Raw genomic sequence first — 14,794 nt, 5'->3', positions numbered from 1 at the left:
ATGTCGATTGAACTGCGCCACCTGCGCTACTTCCTGGCGGTGGCCGATACCCTGCACTTCGGGCGTGCGGCCGAGCGGCTGGGCATGTCGCAGCCGCCGCTCAGCCAGCAGATCCGGCAGCTGGAAACGCTTCTGGGCGCGCGCCTGTTCCTGCGCAGCAACCGCCGGGTGGAACTGACCGAGGCCGGGCGCGTGCTGCAGGCGCAGGCCACCGAGGCATTGGCACGGGTGGACCAGGCCATCGAGCTGACCCAGCGCGCGCAGCGCGGTGAAACCGGCGAGCTGCGCATCGGGTTGACCCGCGCCACGCCGTTGTCCACGCAGATTCCGCGCGCGATTTTCGCCTACCGCCAGCAGTTCCCGCAGGTGCAGTTGAAGCTGCGCGAGATGAACACGTTGCAGCAGATCGATGCGCTGGTGGCCAACGAGCTGGATGTGGGGCTGATCCGCAAGCGCGCGTTGCCCACGCCGCTGATGTCACGCAAGTTGTTCAGCGATCCGCTGGCGCTGGTGGTGCATGACCAGCATCCGTTGATCCGCGACCTGCCGGCGGGTGCGCCGGTGGCGCTGCGGCAGTTCGCGCATGAGCCGTTCGTGGGCTTCCTGCGCGAGGTGGGCGCCGGCATCCACGATCATTTCATCGCGCTGTGCCGCAGCGCGGGCTTCACCCCGCGCATCATCCAGGAAGCCGGCGAGGCGTCCACGCTGATCAGCCTGGCCGCGTCCGGGTTGGGGGTGACGGTGCTGCCGGCCTCGTGCAGCCACATCCACGTGGAAGGCGCGCGCTTCGTGCCGCTGAGTGATCGCGCGGCGAGTTCGGAAGTGCACGTGGCCTACCGGCGTGGTGGCCCATCGCCGTTGATCACCCATTTCACCCGGTTGCTGCAGGGCGGCTTCAGCGGCTGAGTGCGAGCGCGGCCGGCAGCGGCTGTTTGCGGCGGCCCAGCCGCCAGGCGATGGTGGCGCCGATGGCGGTAAGCACGGCGGTGAAGGCGCATACGCCCCACCAGTCCCAGCGGGTGTAGAACACGCCGCCGGCGGCACCGGCCAGGCTGGAGCCGAGGTAATAGGCGAACAGGTACAGCGCCGAGGCTTCGGCGCGCATCACGCCCGCGCGGCTGCCGACCCAGCTGCTGGCGACAGAATGGCCGCCGAAGAAGCCGAACGTGACCAGCGCGATGCCCACCGCCATGCAGCCCAGCCACGGCAGGGACAGCAGCACGATGCCCAGCGCGATCAGCCCGTAGCAGATGCCGAGCACGCGGCCCCGGCCATGCCGGTTGGCCTGCTGGCCCATCCACGCCGAGCTGAAGGTGCCGACCAGGTACACACTGAAGATCAGGCCGACCACGGTCTGGCTGAGCCGGTACGGCGGCGCCAGCAGGTGGTAGCCGAGGTAGTTGTAGAGGGTGACGAACACGCCCATCAGCACGAACGCGGTGGCGAACAGCGAGGGCAAACCGGGGTCGGCGAACAGCTGGCGCCAGCGCGCGGGCAGTTCGCGCAGGCCGCCGCGACGGCTCTGGAAGTGCCGTGACGGCGGCAGCTGCACCCACAGCAGCACGGTGCTGAGCACGGCGATCAGCGAGACCACGCCGATGCCCCAGCGCCAGCCCCAGTGGTCGGCGACGATGCCCGCGATCAGCCGCCCGCTCATGCCGCCCACCGCGTTGCCGCCGATGTACAGGCCCATGGCCAGGCCGAGCGCGCGGCTGTCCATTTCTTCGACCAGGTAGGTCATCGCCACTGCCGGCACGCCGCTGAGCGCGATGCCTAGCAGGGTGCGCAGGATCAGCAGCGTGGTCCAGTCGTCGACCATCGCGCTGGCGGCCGAGAGCACGGTGGAGGCCAGCAGCGCGGTGATCATCACGCCACGGCGGCCGACCCGGTCGGAGATCAGCCCGGCCACCAGCATCGAAACGGCCAGCAGGCCGGTGCTGAGCGACAGTGCCAGGGCGCTGTTGGCGGCGGAGACGCCGAAGTGGCGGCTGAACTCCGGCAGCAGCGGCTGCACGGTGTAGAGCAGGCCGAAGGTGGAGAAGCCGGCCAGGAACAGCGCCGCCGCCGTGCGCCGGAACGCGGGTGTGCCCTGCTCGATGTGCTGCGAGGGCGCGGGCGGCTGGCGGGTGGAGCTGTGCTCGGGCAGTGCTGCGGTGTCGCCGTTCATTGCGTCTGGGCCCGTGGGGGCGGGCCGGTGCGTAAGGATCAGCGCTCAGGATAGGCAGCGGGTACAGGTCGATCCATAACCTGACGGGTCTGGATTGAGACGTTTTGCGTATCAATCAAGGTTTGCGCGAAAGGCGTACCCACCAACGGTGGGTACCTACCGGATGGATCGCGCTCGTGCTTAGAGTGCCTGTCAGGTGAAGCCTTCGCCGCGGCGGTAGTACACGCGGGCCGCCTTGCCATACAGGGCCTTGGCGTCGACCAGGCCGAAGTAACGGCCGTCGGCGCTGTTGCCACGGTGGTCGCCCAGCATCAGCACCTTGCCGGCCGGTACGGCCAGCCCGGTGATGTCCGGGCCGCCTCCCTGGCCCAGGTCGAGCTGGGCCAGGGTGCGGCCGAAGTCTTCCACGTCATCGGTGCCCATCTGGCCGAGCGGGTGGCCGTTGATGCTGAGGTGACCGTCATGCAGGTCCACGCGGTCGCCGCCCACGGCGGCAATGCGCTTGATCAGGCGGGTGCCGTCCTGCGGGGAATCGAACACCGCCACCTCGCCGCGCTGCGGCACGCCGGTGTGCAGCAGTTCCACCGAGGTGAACGGCAGGCGCAGGCCGTAGGCACGCATGTCCACCACCACCCGGTCGCCGGGCATCAGGGTGTGCTGCATGGAGCCGCTGGGCACCTGGTAGTGGTTGGCCAGGCTGTCGCGCGCGGCGGCGAGCAGGCCCAACATGACCAGCAGCGGCAGGGCTTCCTTCTTCAGCCAGTAGAGCAGGCCTTTGGAGCGGGGTTCGGCGGCGGCAGCGGTCATGGTGGCGATCCTTGCGGGCGTGAGTGGGGTCTGACCGTTGCGGCGTTCCGGAGTTCCCGCCGTGACGACCAACGGTCGTCACCTACCGCCGGCTGCAACGGCTGGTAGGGCACGACCGTTGGTCGTGCCCCGATAAAAAGCTACACGTTATTTACGCGCCCCGGGCATGCAGGTCATCGCCCCTTTATGGCCGCCACGCGCATCGTGTCGATACCGCGCCCCCGGGCGCTTTGTTGAGGTGTTCCATGACCATCCTGTTGCTCCGGCAGCCGTCGCCGGACCCGCTGCCGGTGCCGGCCCTGCTGGTCGGCCACGCCGTGCACTGCCAGGACTGCGCCACGCTGCCGGCGCTGCTGCAGTGCCTGCGCCAGGCGCGGGAAAGCCAGCCGGCGTGGGTGCTGATCGAGACCGGCGCCGCCGAGCCGGCGCAGTGGGCCGCCCATGGGCGCGCACTGTGCGCGGCGCTGGACGCGCTGCCGGCGCCGTACATCGAGATGGCGGCCAACGATGACGATGGGTTGGATGCACACCTGCACCCGCTGCACGCGCCGGTGGCGCGGGTGGTGTGCAGCAGTGGCCGCGAGGATGCGTGCCGGTTGTCGCTGGCGATCGCCGCGCGCCGGCTGCAGGCCGTTGCAGGGAGTGTCTGAGCCATGTCGATCTTCATCATTCGTGGCCCGGAAGCAACCGGCCAGCTGCTACGTACCGCGCAGCCGCTGCCGGCACCGGTGCTCAAGGCGTTGGTACACCGGGCGATCGATGCGGGCACCACGGTGGCGATCCGTGCGTGTGGGTCGGAACAGGAGCTGCTGGATGCGTTGCGCGTGGCCGACCACAGCCGCGGCGAGGTGACGCTGCTGGATCCGGGTGCGTGCGTGGGAAGTCCGCGCTTGCAGCGGTTGCTGCCGCACCTGCACAACGTGTACGTGGAAGTGCATGACGATGATGCGGGCGCGCCGGAAGATTGCCTGCCGGCGGACGTAGGCCAGCGCATCGGCGTGGCGCACGGGTACTGCGCGCAGAGTTACATGCATGCGTTGGAGATCGCGCTGGATCACCTGGGATGCAGCGAGGTGGGGTGTCGCGTGGGAACGTAACCGGGGTCCAGATACGCGAACGGCGGGGTTTGCCCCGCCGTTCGTTGTTACATCGACCGCATTATTTCAGGCCGCGGTTGACCAGCAGCGGTTCCACCGAGGGGTCCTTGCCGCGGAAGTCGCGGTACAGGTCTGCCAGTTCCACGCTGTTGCCGCGCGAGAGGATCTTGTCGCGGAACACCTGGCCGTTTTCAGCGGTCAGGCCACCGTGTTCCTTGAACCACTCGAACGAGTCATGGTCCAGCACTTCGGCCCAGAAGTAGGCGTAGTAACCGGCCGAGTAGCCGCCGCCCCAGATGTGGTCGAAGTAGGTGGTGCGGTAACGCGGCGGCACCTGGGCCAGGTCGACCTTGTACTTCTTCAGCGCGGCCGCTTCAAACGGGGCCACGTCCTGCAGCTTGGCGTCGGCCGGCTGGGTGTGCCAGGCCAGGTCGAGCAGTGCGGCCGACAGGTACTCGGTGGTGGCGTAGCCCTGGTTGAAGGTACGCGCCTTGAGGATCTTGTCGACCAGCGCCTGCGGCATCGGCTCGCCGGTCTTGTAGTTCTTGGCGTAGTTGGCAAACACCTTCGGGTCCAGCGCCCAGTGCTCGTTGAACTGCGAGGGGAACTCGACGAAATCGCGCGAGGTTCTGGTACCGGCGATGGACGGGTACTTCACGTTCGAGAACATGCCGTGCAGCGCATGGCCGAACTCATGGAACATGGTGGTGACGTCGTCGAAGCTCAGCAGGGCCGGCTGGCCGGCAGCAGGCTTGGTGAAGTTGCAGACGTTATAGACCACCGGCTTGGCGCCGGTCAGGCCGTTCTGCTCGACGAACACGTCCATCCAGGCGCCACCGGACTTGCTGTCGCGCTTGAAGTAGTCGGTGTAGAACAGCGCCAGCGAGGTGCCGTCCTTGTCGAACACTTCATACACCTTCATGTCCGGGTGGTAGGTCGGAATGTCGGTGCGCGGCTTGAAGGTGATGCCGTACAGCTGGGTGGCGGCGTAGAAGACGCCGTTCTGCAGCACGTTGTCCAGTTCGAAGTACGGCTTGATCTGCGATTCGTCCAGGTCGTACTGCGCCTTGCGCACCTGTTCGGCGTAGAAGTCCCAGTCCGATGCGGCCAGCTGGAAACCACCCTTCTGCGCGTCGATCACCTTCTGCATCTCGGTGATTTCACCGCGTGCCTTGTTGGTGGCGGCCGGCACGGTGTCGGTCAGCAGCTTGAGCGCGGCAGCCGGGGTCTTGGCCATCTGGTCGGCCAGGCTGTAAGCGGCATAGTTTTCGAAGCCGAGCAGCTTGGCCTTCTGCGCACGCAGCTGGGCCAGGCGCTGCACCGTTTCGCGGGTGTCGTTGCCATCACCGCGCTCGGCGCGGGTTTCCGAGGCCTTGAGCACGGCGGCGCGCTGCTCGCGGTTGCTCAGCGAGGCCAGCACCGGCTGCTGGGTGGTGTTCTGCAGCGGCAGCAGGAACTTGCCTTCCAGGTTGCGCGCCTTGGCGTCGGCGGCGGCGGTGTTGATCTCATCCTCGCTCAGGCCGGCCAGGTTGGCCTTGTCGTCCACCACCACGGCGGCGGCGGCGGTCGCGGCGACCAGACGGGTATGGAACTGGGTAGCCAGCGTGGTTTCTTCCACGTTGAGCTTGCGCAGGGCGGCCTTGTCGGCGTCGTTCAGCTGCGCACCGGCGCGGACGAACTCCTGGTAATCGCGTTCGACCAGGCGGGTCTGCACCGGGTCCAGGCCCAGCGAGGCGCGCTGGTCGTAAAGGGTCTTGATGCGCGCGAACAGCTTCGGGTCCAGGCTGATTTCATCCTGGTGTTCGGCCAGCTTCGGGGCGACTTCTTCCTGGATCTTCTGGCGCGCTTCGTTGGTATCGGCCTGGACCAGGCCGAAGAACACGCGCGACACGCGGTCCAGCGTTTCGCCGCTGCGCTCAAGCGCTTCGATGGTGTTGTCGAAGGTGGCCGGTTCGGCGTTGTCGGCGATCTTGCGCACTTCGGCCAGGTGCTGCTTCATGCCTTCGTTGAAGGCCGGCAGGTAGTCACTGTCCTTGATGCGGTCGAACGGCGGGGCCTGGAACGGCAGCGTGCTGGCGCTCAGCAGGGGGTTGGTGGAGGCGTCGGCCGGCTGCTGCGCGGCGGGGGTCTGGGCGTCGGACACGGGGGTGGACTCCTTGCCGGAACAGGCCGCCAGCGCCAGGCTGATGGCGGCGGCCAAGATAACGGTACGCGACATGAAACGGGCTCCTGGAATGAGGTGAAGCGGCACACAACCGCAGCCGATCACCCTACTCCCATTGCCCGCGCCCGGCATGTGCCGGACGTGGCGCCTGGCCTTGCTTCAGGCGGTGCCGCGGTTCTTGCCCTGCCAGGGGCGGTAGTACTCGCGGATGGCGGCCATGTCGGCCGCGTCGTCGCCGGTGGAGTAGAACAGCGGGCCAATGCCGATGGTCTTTTCCGGGTAGTGGAAATAGCAGGCCAGCACCGGCACGTCGGCCATGCGGGCGATCTTCAGGAACCCGGCCTTCCAGTGGGTCACCGCCTTGCGGGTGCCTTCGGGGGTGATGGCGTACCAGAGGCGGTCGGACTTGCGCAGCAGGCTGACCGCCTGCTCCACGGTGCCCTGCGGCGAGCTGCGGTCCAGCGGGATCACCCCCAGGGCGCGCAGCAGCGGCGACAGCGGCCACCAGAACAGCGAGGCCTTGCCCAGCACCTTCACCTGCATGCCCAGCGCGATCTTGGCCGCCATGCCCCAGAAGCCGTCCCAGTTGGACGAGTGCGGGGCGACGATGAAGACCAGCTTGGGCACGTCCGGGAAGGTACCGGTGACCTTCCAGCCGCCCAGGCGCAGGGTGCAGCGCGCCAGCCAGCGCAGGAAACGGTTCGGTTTGACCTGCGGCATGTTGGGCGGCACGGCCGGCAGCAGCGGACTTCGGTTGTTCAAGCAATCACTCCCAATTGCGTGTGGTGCGGCCGCGCTTGATCTGCGCGCGGCCTTTCTTTTCATCCAGCCGGCGCAGCTTGGAGCCATGCGAGGGCTTGGTGGCCACGCGCGGCTTGGGCACGCTGAGGCTGGCCTGGATGAAGGCGGCCAGGCGCTCGCGCGCGTCATCGCGGTTGCGGTCCTGGGTGCGGAAACGCTGGGCATCGATGACCAGCACGCCCTCGCCGGTCATGCGCCGGTCGCGCCGGGCCAGCAGGCGGGTGCGCAGCGGCTCGGGCAGCGAGGGCGAGCCGGCCACGTCGAACCGCAGTTCAACGGCGCTGGACACCTTGTTCACGTTCTGCCCGCCGGCCCCGCTGGCGCGCACGAAGCGTTCGACGATCTCCGTGTCCGGAATCGCCAGGTGCGCGTTGATGGTGACAGGCCCGTTTCCCATGGGCGGCATTGTAAAGGCAGGATCGCCGCCTGAGGTGACCGTAATGTTCACCAATACCGCCGATAAGGGGCATAAAAGCCGGGTACGGGCCGGAACCGTCGGCGCCGGACGCGGCCGTGCGACGCGCACGGCTGCTTGACCGGATCGCAGGTATGCTCGGGCTTCCACGCAACGCAGGATGCACTTACATGATGTTGACCCGTTCGCCGGCCCGCCGTGGCCTGACCCGCCTGGCCCTGACCCTTGCGCTGGGCCTGGCCGCCATTGCCCCGGCGCTGGCCGCGCCGCCGTCGGATGCGGACATCAACCGCCTGCTGGCCGCGTCGCGCGCGCAGAGCATGCTGGACACCATGCTGCCGCAGATCGAGGCGATGCAGCGCCAGCAGTTCCAGCAGGTGGCCGAACAGCGCCAGCTGGATGAGGCCAAGAAGGCGCAGCTGCAGCGCATCGAACAGCGCACCAACCAGACCATCCGCCAGGCACTGTCGTGGCAGCAGCTGCGGCCGATGTACGTGGACCTCTACAAGAAGACCTTCAGCAAGGAAGACGTGCTGGCCATGGCCGAGTTCTACGAGAGCTCGGCCGGGCAGAGCCTGCTGGACAAGACCCCGGCGCTGATGCAGAACGTGATGGTGGCCATCCAGGACAAGATGCAGCCGCTGTTCGTGGACCTGCAGAAGGACCTGGAGGCGATCGTGAACGAAGGCAACGCACCGGCGGCAGCACCGGCCCCAGCCAAGAAATAGCGCCCCGCGGTAGCACACGACCGTTGGTCGTGCGCCTCACCCCGCTACCACCCAAACAGATCCATAGCCTTGCGGAATTCCCCATCCACCGGCGCGCTGACATCCATCAGCGTGCCGTCCGGGTGCGGGAAACGCAGGCGCTCGGCGTGCAGCAGCATGCGGTGGATGCCCTGCATGCGGAAGCTGCGGTTGTGCCGGCCATCGCCGTGGCTGGTGTCGCCGATCAGGTGATGTGAGAGGTGCTTGAGGTGCCGGCGGATCTGGCGGAAGCGCCCGGTCTGCGGCTGGCAGCGCAGCAGCGCATAGCGCGATGTGGCGAATTCGCCGACCGGCACCGCGATTTCACCGACGGCCACGCGCTGGAAATGGGTGATGGCGGGCTTCTTCACCGGCTTGCCGGGGCCGCCATCCAGGTCGTGGTCGACCGTGAACGCCTCTTCGGCCGGCCAGCCCCGGCAGATGGCCAGGTAATCCTTGGTGACATCGCCGCCCATCAGCGATTTACCCAGCACGCTGGCGCTTTCGCGGTCGAAGGCCAGCAGCAGGCAACCGCTGGTGGCGCGGTCAAGGCGGTGCACCAGGAAGATCGGTTTGCCCAGCTGCTCGCGCAGGCGGTCGGCCAGGAAATCATCTTCGCCCCGGGCCAGCTTGCTGTCATGGACCATCAGCCCGGCCGGCTTGTTGACCACGGCCAAGCGCTCGTCCACGTGCAGCAGCTGCAGAGCGAGGGAAGAGATATCGGATTCAGGTTCGTTCACCGGGTGAATTATCCCCGGCCGCCGCCCGCAGCGCCATCACCACGGCGTTTCCGGTGCAGCGTGTTGGCAGGAGCGGTCCTGCGGAGATGAACAGACAAATGCTCCGAAACACCACTTCGTAATTCTTGTAAGTCATTGGCGGCGGCACGTTGTCATATTTCGCCCCCCCAACGACGGCGGGCGCGTTTCGGCGGCCCCTCACCCACATGACTCTGTTTCCCCGGATCCTTGCCATTGGCGCGCATCCCGACGATATCGAACTTGGCTGCGGCGGCAGCCTGGCCAAGCTGGCGTGCGCGGGCGCGAACATCCATGCGCTGGTGCTGAGCCGCGGCGGCAATGGCGCCGCGCCGGGCACGGACCGGGCGCGCGAGGCCCTGGACGCGCTGCATCTGCTGGGCGCCAGCACGGTTGCACAGCTGGATTTCCCGGACACGCGCTTCCCTGAGGTGTCGCACGACCTCACCACCCGCCTGGAAGAAGTGGCCGCCGCGTTTCGGCCGGATCGTGTGTACACGATGTCAGCGCATGACCGCCACCTTGACCACCGTGCGGTGTTCGAGGCCTCCAGCGTGGCCTTCCGGCGCGTGCGCCAGGTGTTCTGCTATGAAACGCCCAGTTCGCTGCCGCGCTTCATGCCCGACATCTACGAAGATGTTTCCGAACAGCTGGAGCTGAAGCTTCGGGCGCTGCGCGCGCATGCCAGCCAGCAGCACCGTCACTACATGGATGCGGCACACGTGCGTTGCGTGGCGCAGTTCCGTGGCCAGCAGGCGGGCATCGGACCGTGCGAGGGCTTTGCCGCCCACCGGATGGTGCTGTGATGGAGGGCATTGTCTTCTTCGCGCTGTGCGCGATCGTGCTGGTTTACCTGGCCGTCCGCTCGCGCGTGCGCCCATGCCGGGAGTACGCCAGCATCGATGCCATCGTGCCCGCCTACAACGAGGGCCCGTGCCTGGAAGGTGCGCTCACCGACCTGTTGAACAACCCGTATATCGCGAAGGTGATCTGCGTCAACGACGGCTCCACCGATGACACCGCCGCCGTGCTCGAACGCATGCAGACGCAGTGGCAGGGGCGCCTGGTGGCCGTGCACCAGGACAACACCGGCAAGGGCGGCGCGCTCATGCACGGCCTGGAGCATGTCACCGCCGCACAGGTCTTCCTGACCGACGCCGACACCCGCGTGCCCGCCGACAACGACGGCCTGGGCTACCTGCTGGCCGAGATACGCGCCGGTGCGGACGCCGTGGGCGGGGTGCCGTCTTCGTCGCTGGACGCCGCCGGGTTCCTGCCGCACGTGCGGGCCAGCCTGAAGCTGCCGATGATCGTGCTCAAACGCACGCTGCAGCAGCTGCTGGGCGGCGCGCCGTTCATCATCTCCGGTTCCTGCGGCATGTTCCGTACCGAAGTGCTGCGCGCGGTGCGCTTCTCCGACCGGACCAAGGTCGAGGACCTGGACATGTCATGGTCGCTGGTCGCACGCGGCTACCGGCTGCGCCAGTGCAACCGCTGCGTTGTGTACCCGCAGGAGTGCAACACCTTTGCCGAAGAGTGGCGGCGCTGGCGCCGCTGGATCGTGGGCTATGCCGTGTGCATCCGCCTGCACCGGCGGCTGCTGGCGACCCGCTTCGGACTGTTCAGCATCCTGCCGATGGCGGTGCTGGCCCTGGTGGGCGCTGTGACCGTACTGGCCGCCTGGTATGGCGCATCGCAACGCGAGGGACTGCGCGACATCGTGCTGGTGACCGTGCCGCTGGCGTGGCTGTGCGTGGTGATGGCGATGGGCGCGATCAGTGCCGTACATCACCGTCGCGCGTCCTTGATTCCCGCAGCAGCGTTCTCCGTGATCTATGTGTTGCTGGCCTACGTCATCTGGCTGATGCACGGCCTGAAAGGCCTGTTCACCGGACGCGAGCCCGCCCGCGACAAACCCAGCAGGTGTGCCCATGTGGTGGACTGACGTTCGTGATCTCGGCGTTGCCGCAGCCTCACTGGTGCGGGACATTTCGCCAGGCGCCGATGTATCCCCGGATGCCCGCATCCACGGCAACGTGGTGATCGGTGCAGGCACGCGGGTCTGCGCGGGCGCGGTCATCCACGGCCCGGTCCGCATCGGCCGTGACTGCCTGATCGGCAACAACACGCTGATTCGCGGCAACACCGTCATCGGCGACCGATGCAGTGTTGGCTTCTCGTCGGAGCTCAAGCACGCGCGCCTGGGCGACAACGTCAGCATCGGCCCGCAGTGCTTCGTGGCCGACAGCCGTGTCGACGACGCTGCTTACCTGGGTGCACTGGTGCGCACCAGCAACCATCGCCTGGATGCATGCACCGTCAAGGTGTTTCACGACGGCACGCTGCTGGACACCGGCATGGAAAAGCTGGGTGCCTGGATCGGCGCCCACGCCGCACTCGGCGTGGGCGTGATCGTGCTGCCCGGCCGCATCGTGGCGCCCCACACGCAGCTGGGGCCGCGCATCACCGTCGAAAAGAACCTGCCCGCAGGCCGCTACCAGCTCGCGCAGCAGCTGCACCTCATTTCCCCCCTGGAGTAGAAGCAACCATGCAGTACCTTCCCCGCCGCGCACTGATGTGCGCCCTTGTGCTGGCCGCGGTTCCCTTCGCGCATGCCGGCGTCGAATCCATTTCCACACAGGTCGACCACGTCGACTACGACCAGGCGCGCGGCAGCCGTGATGTTGCCGGCCTCGCCGTAGCCGGCCGGGCCGGCGACACCCGCTGGCAGCTGGAGGCCGCGCACGGGCATCGCGATTTCGGTGATACCGCGTTCAATGGCAGCCGCGTGGGTGCGTCGCTGCACCACGACTGGAGCCGGTACCTGTCCACCCGTACGTCGGCAACGTTCTCCGACGACAGCCCGGTATTCGCCAACCGCGACATCAGCCAGGACCTCATGTTCAAGGTGTTGCCCAACACCGTATTGAGTGTCGGCGGCCGCTATGCGGAGTACTACGGCAATACCTACCTGTCCGGCTGGTCAGCCGGTGCGCAGTACTACTTCCCGCGGGTCAGTGCGAGCTACCGGTACAGCCGCCACCACCTCTCAAGCGGCGGCAGTGGCCACGGCAATACGCTGATGCTGCGCCTGCAGGACGCGCAGGGCCGTGGTTCCAGCCAGCTGTGGCTGGGGAGCGGCATGTCCGCCTATGTGCCGGACATGGACCCGCTGCTGCTGCGCGACACCCGCTCCAAGAGCGTTTTCCTGCGCCGCAACCAGCCGCTCGGCGAGCACCTGATGCTCAATGTGGGCATCGGCAAGGCCTGGCATGAAACCACGTTCGAGCGTTTCAGCGGCGTCAGCTCCCATGTGGGGCTGGGCTACCGCTGGTAATGCCTGCACGCCAAGGCGGCCATGTACCGCCTTGGCGGCTTCACCTCAGCGGCGCCACCACGCGCTGGCCAGCGAGAACAGGCCGGCCGCGCCGCTCACCCAGCTCCACACCGGCGCATCGCCGAAGTACCAGCCGCCCGGCTGCATGCCGTACAGCACTGCCGCCACGATCAGCAGGCCGACGCCGGCGATGGCGGCCACGGCGCGCTTCTGCAGCTTCTGCAGGTTGGTGTTGAGCGCCACCAGGTCCTGCGAGCGCATGGACAGCTCATGCCCGCCTTCCACCTGCTGGCGCAGCCAGGCGTGCACCAGGCGCGGCATGTCGGGGGTGTGGGTCATGATTTCCGGCAGGCGCTTGCGCAGTTCCTTGAACACGCGGCGCGGGCTGTAGCGTTCGCGCAGGATGCGTTCCAGCACCGGCCGCGCCACTGCCCAGATATCCAGTTCCGGATCCAGCTGGCGGCCCACGCCTTCGATGTTGAGCAGGGTCTTCTGCAGCAGGATCAGCTGCGGCTGCAGGGTGAGCTCGTAGCGCTGCGCCACCCGGAACAGCTTGATCAGCACTTCAGCCAGCGAGATCTGCGACAGCGGGCGGGTGAAGTACGGCTCGCATACCGAACGCGCGGCCGCTTCGAGTTCATCGATGCGCACGTTGTTGGGCATCCAGCCGGCTTCGACATGGAGCTCGGCCATGCGCCGGTAGTCCTTGTTGAAGATGGCCATGAAGTTTTCGGCCAGGTAGTACTGATCTTCTTCGGAGAGCTGGCCCATGATGCCGAAATCCAGCGCGATGAAGCGCGGGTTGTCGCGGCGCGCGGGATCGACATCGACCCAGATGTTGCCGGCGTGCGCATCGGCGTGGAAGAAGTTGTCGCGGAACACCTGCGTGTAGAACACGCGCACGCCCTTGGCCGCGAGTGCCTTGCGGTCGATGCCGGCCTTGTCCAGCGCGGCGATGTCATCCGAGGGGATGCCCCACACCCGTTCCAGGGTGAGCGCGCGTTCGGCGGTGTGGCTCCAGATCACCTCGGGCGCATACAGGTCGTCCGAATCCACCCAGTTGCGGCGCAGGACGCTGGCATTGGCGCCTTCGCGCTGCAGGTCCAGCTCGGCGGCGAGGGTGTTTTCGACCTCGGCCACCACTTCGCGCGGGCGGATCTTGTCGGCGCGCGGGTGGGTGCGTTCGACCAGCGCGGCGGCCGACTTGAGCAGCGCGATGTCGGCGTCGATCTGCTTTTCGATATCCGGGCGCAGCACCTTGACCACCACCTGGCGGCCATCGGCCAGCGTGGCCGCGTGCACCTGAGCGATCGAGGCCGAAGCCAGCGGTTCCAGATCGAAGCTGGCGAACGCCTCACTGACCGGCCGGCCCAGCGCGGCTTCCACGATGCGCTGTGCGGTGGCGCCGTCGAACGGCTTGACCCGGTCCTGCAGCAGGGTGAGTTCGTTGGCGATGTCGGCCGGGATCAGGTCGCGGCGGGTGGACAGGATCTGCCCGAACTTGACGAAGATCGGGCCGAGGTCCTGCAGCGCCAGGCGCAGGCGCGCGCCGCGCGACTGCACGGCGATATCCGCCGAGGCACGCGGCACGAACGGCTTGGCCAGGCGCAGCCAGCCTTCCAGCGGGGTGCCTTCCAGCAGGTCGTCCAAACGGTAGCGCAGGATCACCCGACCAATGCGGCTGGCGCGGAACACGGCCTTCATGCGCGCACCTGGGCGAGGCGCTGCACGCGGGCGGCAATGCGTTCGACGTCGTCGCGCATCACATCCACATCGTCATGGAAGGCATCCAGTTCGGCTCGGGCTACCACGTCGCGCGACTCCTCGGTGACAAAATCGGCGGCGCTGTGCGCCAGGTCGGACGCGCCACGGCGCGCATGCTGCAGGGCCGAACGCAGGGCATTGGCGATCTGCACGCCCAGCACTTCGCCGAACACCCGCACGAACGGCTGCTGCCAGTCCGGATCGAAACGGCTGGCCAGCTGCTGCAGGCGGCGCGCCAGTTCGGCATCGCCAGAGACCTTGACCCGGCCGGCCGGGGCGTCGCCGCCACGGCGTGCGTTGGCCAGGAACGGGAGCTGCGCCAGCACCCCGCCCAGCGTGCTGCGCACGGCCAGGTCCGGTTCCTGCAGCGGGTCCACCGGGCCCACCGTTAGGCGCTCACCCTCGACACCGATCCGCATCGCCAGCGCGGGCGATTCCAGGGTCAGGGCGATGTGGCGGCCATCCAGCGCGACCAGCGCGCGGCGGGTGTCGGGATCCAGCGCCAGGGTGCGGTTGAGCGCGAGCTGCAGCGCATTGCCGGCCAGGGGCTTGAGGGAGGAGAGCAGGGAGCGGGGCATCGACGCATTCTACCTCGGCCCGGTTGCGGGCCGGGCACGGTGCAGCCACGCAGGGCGTGGCTCTACCCGGTCCCCATGCAACGACGGCCCGGGGGGGGGGGGGGGGGCCCGGCCGGGGGGGCGGGGGGGGGGGGGGGGTGTGGGGGGGGGGGGGGGGGGG

Annotated in this window: 16 protein-coding genes; 8 read left to right on the top strand and 8 right to left on the bottom strand. The window is 67.8% G+C overall.

Going from position 1 to position 14,794, the window contains the following annotated elements; translation table 11 throughout:
- Positions 1-906: a LysR substrate-binding domain-containing protein gene (locus tag QMX79_RS09895; RefSeq protein WP_282246596.1), complete on the top strand. Its 906-nt coding sequence runs from the start codon at positions 1-3 to the stop codon at positions 904-906.
- On the opposite strand, the gene QMX79_RS09890 is transcribed toward QMX79_RS09895, so the two are convergent.
- Together QMX79_RS09890 and lepB are read right to left on the bottom strand one after the other, a co-directional pair.
- Positions 896-2,167, bottom strand: coding sequence for an MFS transporter (locus tag QMX79_RS09890; RefSeq protein ID WP_282246595.1), 1,272 nt, complete (start codon positions 2,165-2,167; stop codon positions 896-898). The two genes, QMX79_RS09895 and QMX79_RS09890, sit on opposite strands and share 11 nt — an antisense overlap.
- A 192-nt stretch (positions 2,168-2,359) precedes the next feature.
- Complete coding sequence (gene lepB, locus QMX79_RS09885) at positions 2,360-2,974, bottom strand: signal peptidase I (RefSeq protein WP_282246594.1); 615 nt, start codon at positions 2,972-2,974, stop codon at positions 2,360-2,362.
- Between the two features lie 245 nt (positions 2,975-3,219).
- Here lepB and QMX79_RS09880 point away from each other — a divergent pair, with 245 nt between their 5' ends.
- Positions 3,220-3,624, top strand: coding sequence for a hypothetical protein (locus QMX79_RS09880; RefSeq protein ID WP_282246593.1), 405 nt, complete (start codon positions 3,220-3,222; stop codon positions 3,622-3,624).
- 3 nt (positions 3,625-3,627) lie between these two features.
- Positions 3,628-4,071 (top strand): 3-dehydroquinate dehydratase, encoded by a 444-nt coding sequence (locus QMX79_RS09875; protein WP_282246592.1) that lies wholly within the window; start codon positions 3,628-3,630, stop codon positions 4,069-4,071.
- 61 nt (positions 4,072-4,132) lie between these two features.
- Here QMX79_RS09875 and dcp read toward each other — a convergent pair whose 3' ends face one another.
- The 3 genes from dcp to arfB all read right to left on the bottom strand — a co-directional run bounded on the left by dcp (position 4,133) and on the right by arfB (position 7,433).
- Positions 4,133-6,289 (bottom strand): peptidyl-dipeptidase Dcp, encoded by a 2,157-nt coding sequence (gene dcp / locus QMX79_RS09870; RefSeq protein ID WP_282246591.1) that lies wholly within the window; start codon positions 6,287-6,289, stop codon positions 4,133-4,135.
- A gap of 105 nt (positions 6,290-6,394) precedes the next feature.
- Positions 6,395-6,955 carry a lysophospholipid acyltransferase family protein gene (locus tag QMX79_RS09865; RefSeq protein ID WP_282246608.1) on the bottom strand — a complete coding sequence of 187 codons (561 nt, stop codon included), beginning with the start codon at positions 6,953-6,955 and terminating at the stop codon, positions 6,395-6,397.
- Between the two features lie 46 nt (positions 6,956-7,001).
- Positions 7,002-7,433: an alternative ribosome rescue aminoacyl-tRNA hydrolase ArfB gene (arfB, locus tag QMX79_RS09860; RefSeq protein WP_093535185.1), complete on the bottom strand. Its 432-nt coding sequence runs from the start codon at positions 7,431-7,433 to the stop codon at positions 7,002-7,004.
- 188 nt (positions 7,434-7,621) lie between these two features.
- On the opposite strand from arfB, the gene QMX79_RS09855 reads away from it, so the two are divergent.
- A complete protein-coding gene (locus QMX79_RS09855; protein ID WP_282246590.1) occupies positions 7,622-8,179 on the top strand; it encodes a DUF2059 domain-containing protein in 558 nt (185 codons plus the stop codon).
- A gap of 44 nt (positions 8,180-8,223) precedes the next feature.
- Here the strand turns inward: QMX79_RS09855 and QMX79_RS09850 are convergent, their stop codons facing one another.
- Entirely contained in the window at positions 8,224-8,937 is a 714-nt protein-coding gene (locus QMX79_RS09850; protein ID WP_282246589.1) for a pseudouridine synthase, read from the bottom strand.
- 206 nt (positions 8,938-9,143) lie between these two features.
- Here QMX79_RS09850 and QMX79_RS09845 point away from each other — a divergent pair, with 206 nt between their 5' ends.
- Genes QMX79_RS09845 through QMX79_RS09830 form a run of 4 tightly spaced genes read left to right on the top strand, consistent with a single transcriptional unit; the run spans position 9,144 to position 12,292 of the window.
- A complete protein-coding gene (locus tag QMX79_RS09845) occupies positions 9,144-9,761 on the top strand; it encodes a PIG-L deacetylase family protein (RefSeq protein WP_282246588.1) in 618 nt (205 codons plus the stop codon).
- On the top strand, positions 9,761-10,900 hold the full coding sequence (locus tag QMX79_RS09840; RefSeq protein ID WP_282246587.1) for a glycosyltransferase family 2 protein: 1,140 nt from the start codon (positions 9,761-9,763) through the stop codon (positions 10,898-10,900). Before QMX79_RS09845 ends, QMX79_RS09840 begins: the two co-directional genes overlap by 1 nt.
- The gene (locus tag QMX79_RS09835; protein WP_282246586.1) at positions 10,887-11,495 is read left to right on the top strand and encodes an acetyltransferase; all 609 of its coding nucleotides are present in this window, start codon (positions 10,887-10,889) and stop codon (positions 11,493-11,495) included. Before QMX79_RS09840 ends, QMX79_RS09835 begins: the two co-directional genes overlap by 14 nt.
- An 8-nt stretch (positions 11,496-11,503) precedes the next feature.
- Entirely contained in the window at positions 11,504-12,292 is a 789-nt protein-coding gene (locus tag QMX79_RS09830) for a YaiO family outer membrane beta-barrel protein (RefSeq protein WP_282246585.1), read from the top strand.
- A gap of 45 nt (positions 12,293-12,337) precedes the next feature.
- On the opposite strand, the gene ubiB is transcribed toward QMX79_RS09830, so the two are convergent.
- Complete coding sequence (gene ubiB / locus QMX79_RS09825) at positions 12,338-13,996, bottom strand: ubiquinone biosynthesis regulatory protein kinase UbiB (RefSeq protein ID WP_282246584.1); 1,659 nt, start codon at positions 13,994-13,996, stop codon at positions 12,338-12,340.
- Positions 13,993-14,634: an SCP2 sterol-binding domain-containing protein gene (locus QMX79_RS09820; RefSeq protein WP_282246583.1), complete on the bottom strand. Its 642-nt coding sequence runs from the start codon at positions 14,632-14,634 to the stop codon at positions 13,993-13,995. Before QMX79_RS09820 ends, ubiB begins: the two co-directional genes overlap by 4 nt.
- Positions 14,635-14,794: the final 160 nt, after the last annotated feature.

The sequence above is a fragment of the Stenotrophomonas sp. PS02300 genome, assembly GCF_029959395.1.
GTDB lineage: Bacteria > Pseudomonadota > Gammaproteobacteria > Xanthomonadales > Xanthomonadaceae > Stenotrophomonas > Stenotrophomonas maltophilia_AD.
Note: the sequence above shows the minus strand (reverse complement) of the source record. Positions and strands in the feature narration are given on the sequence as shown.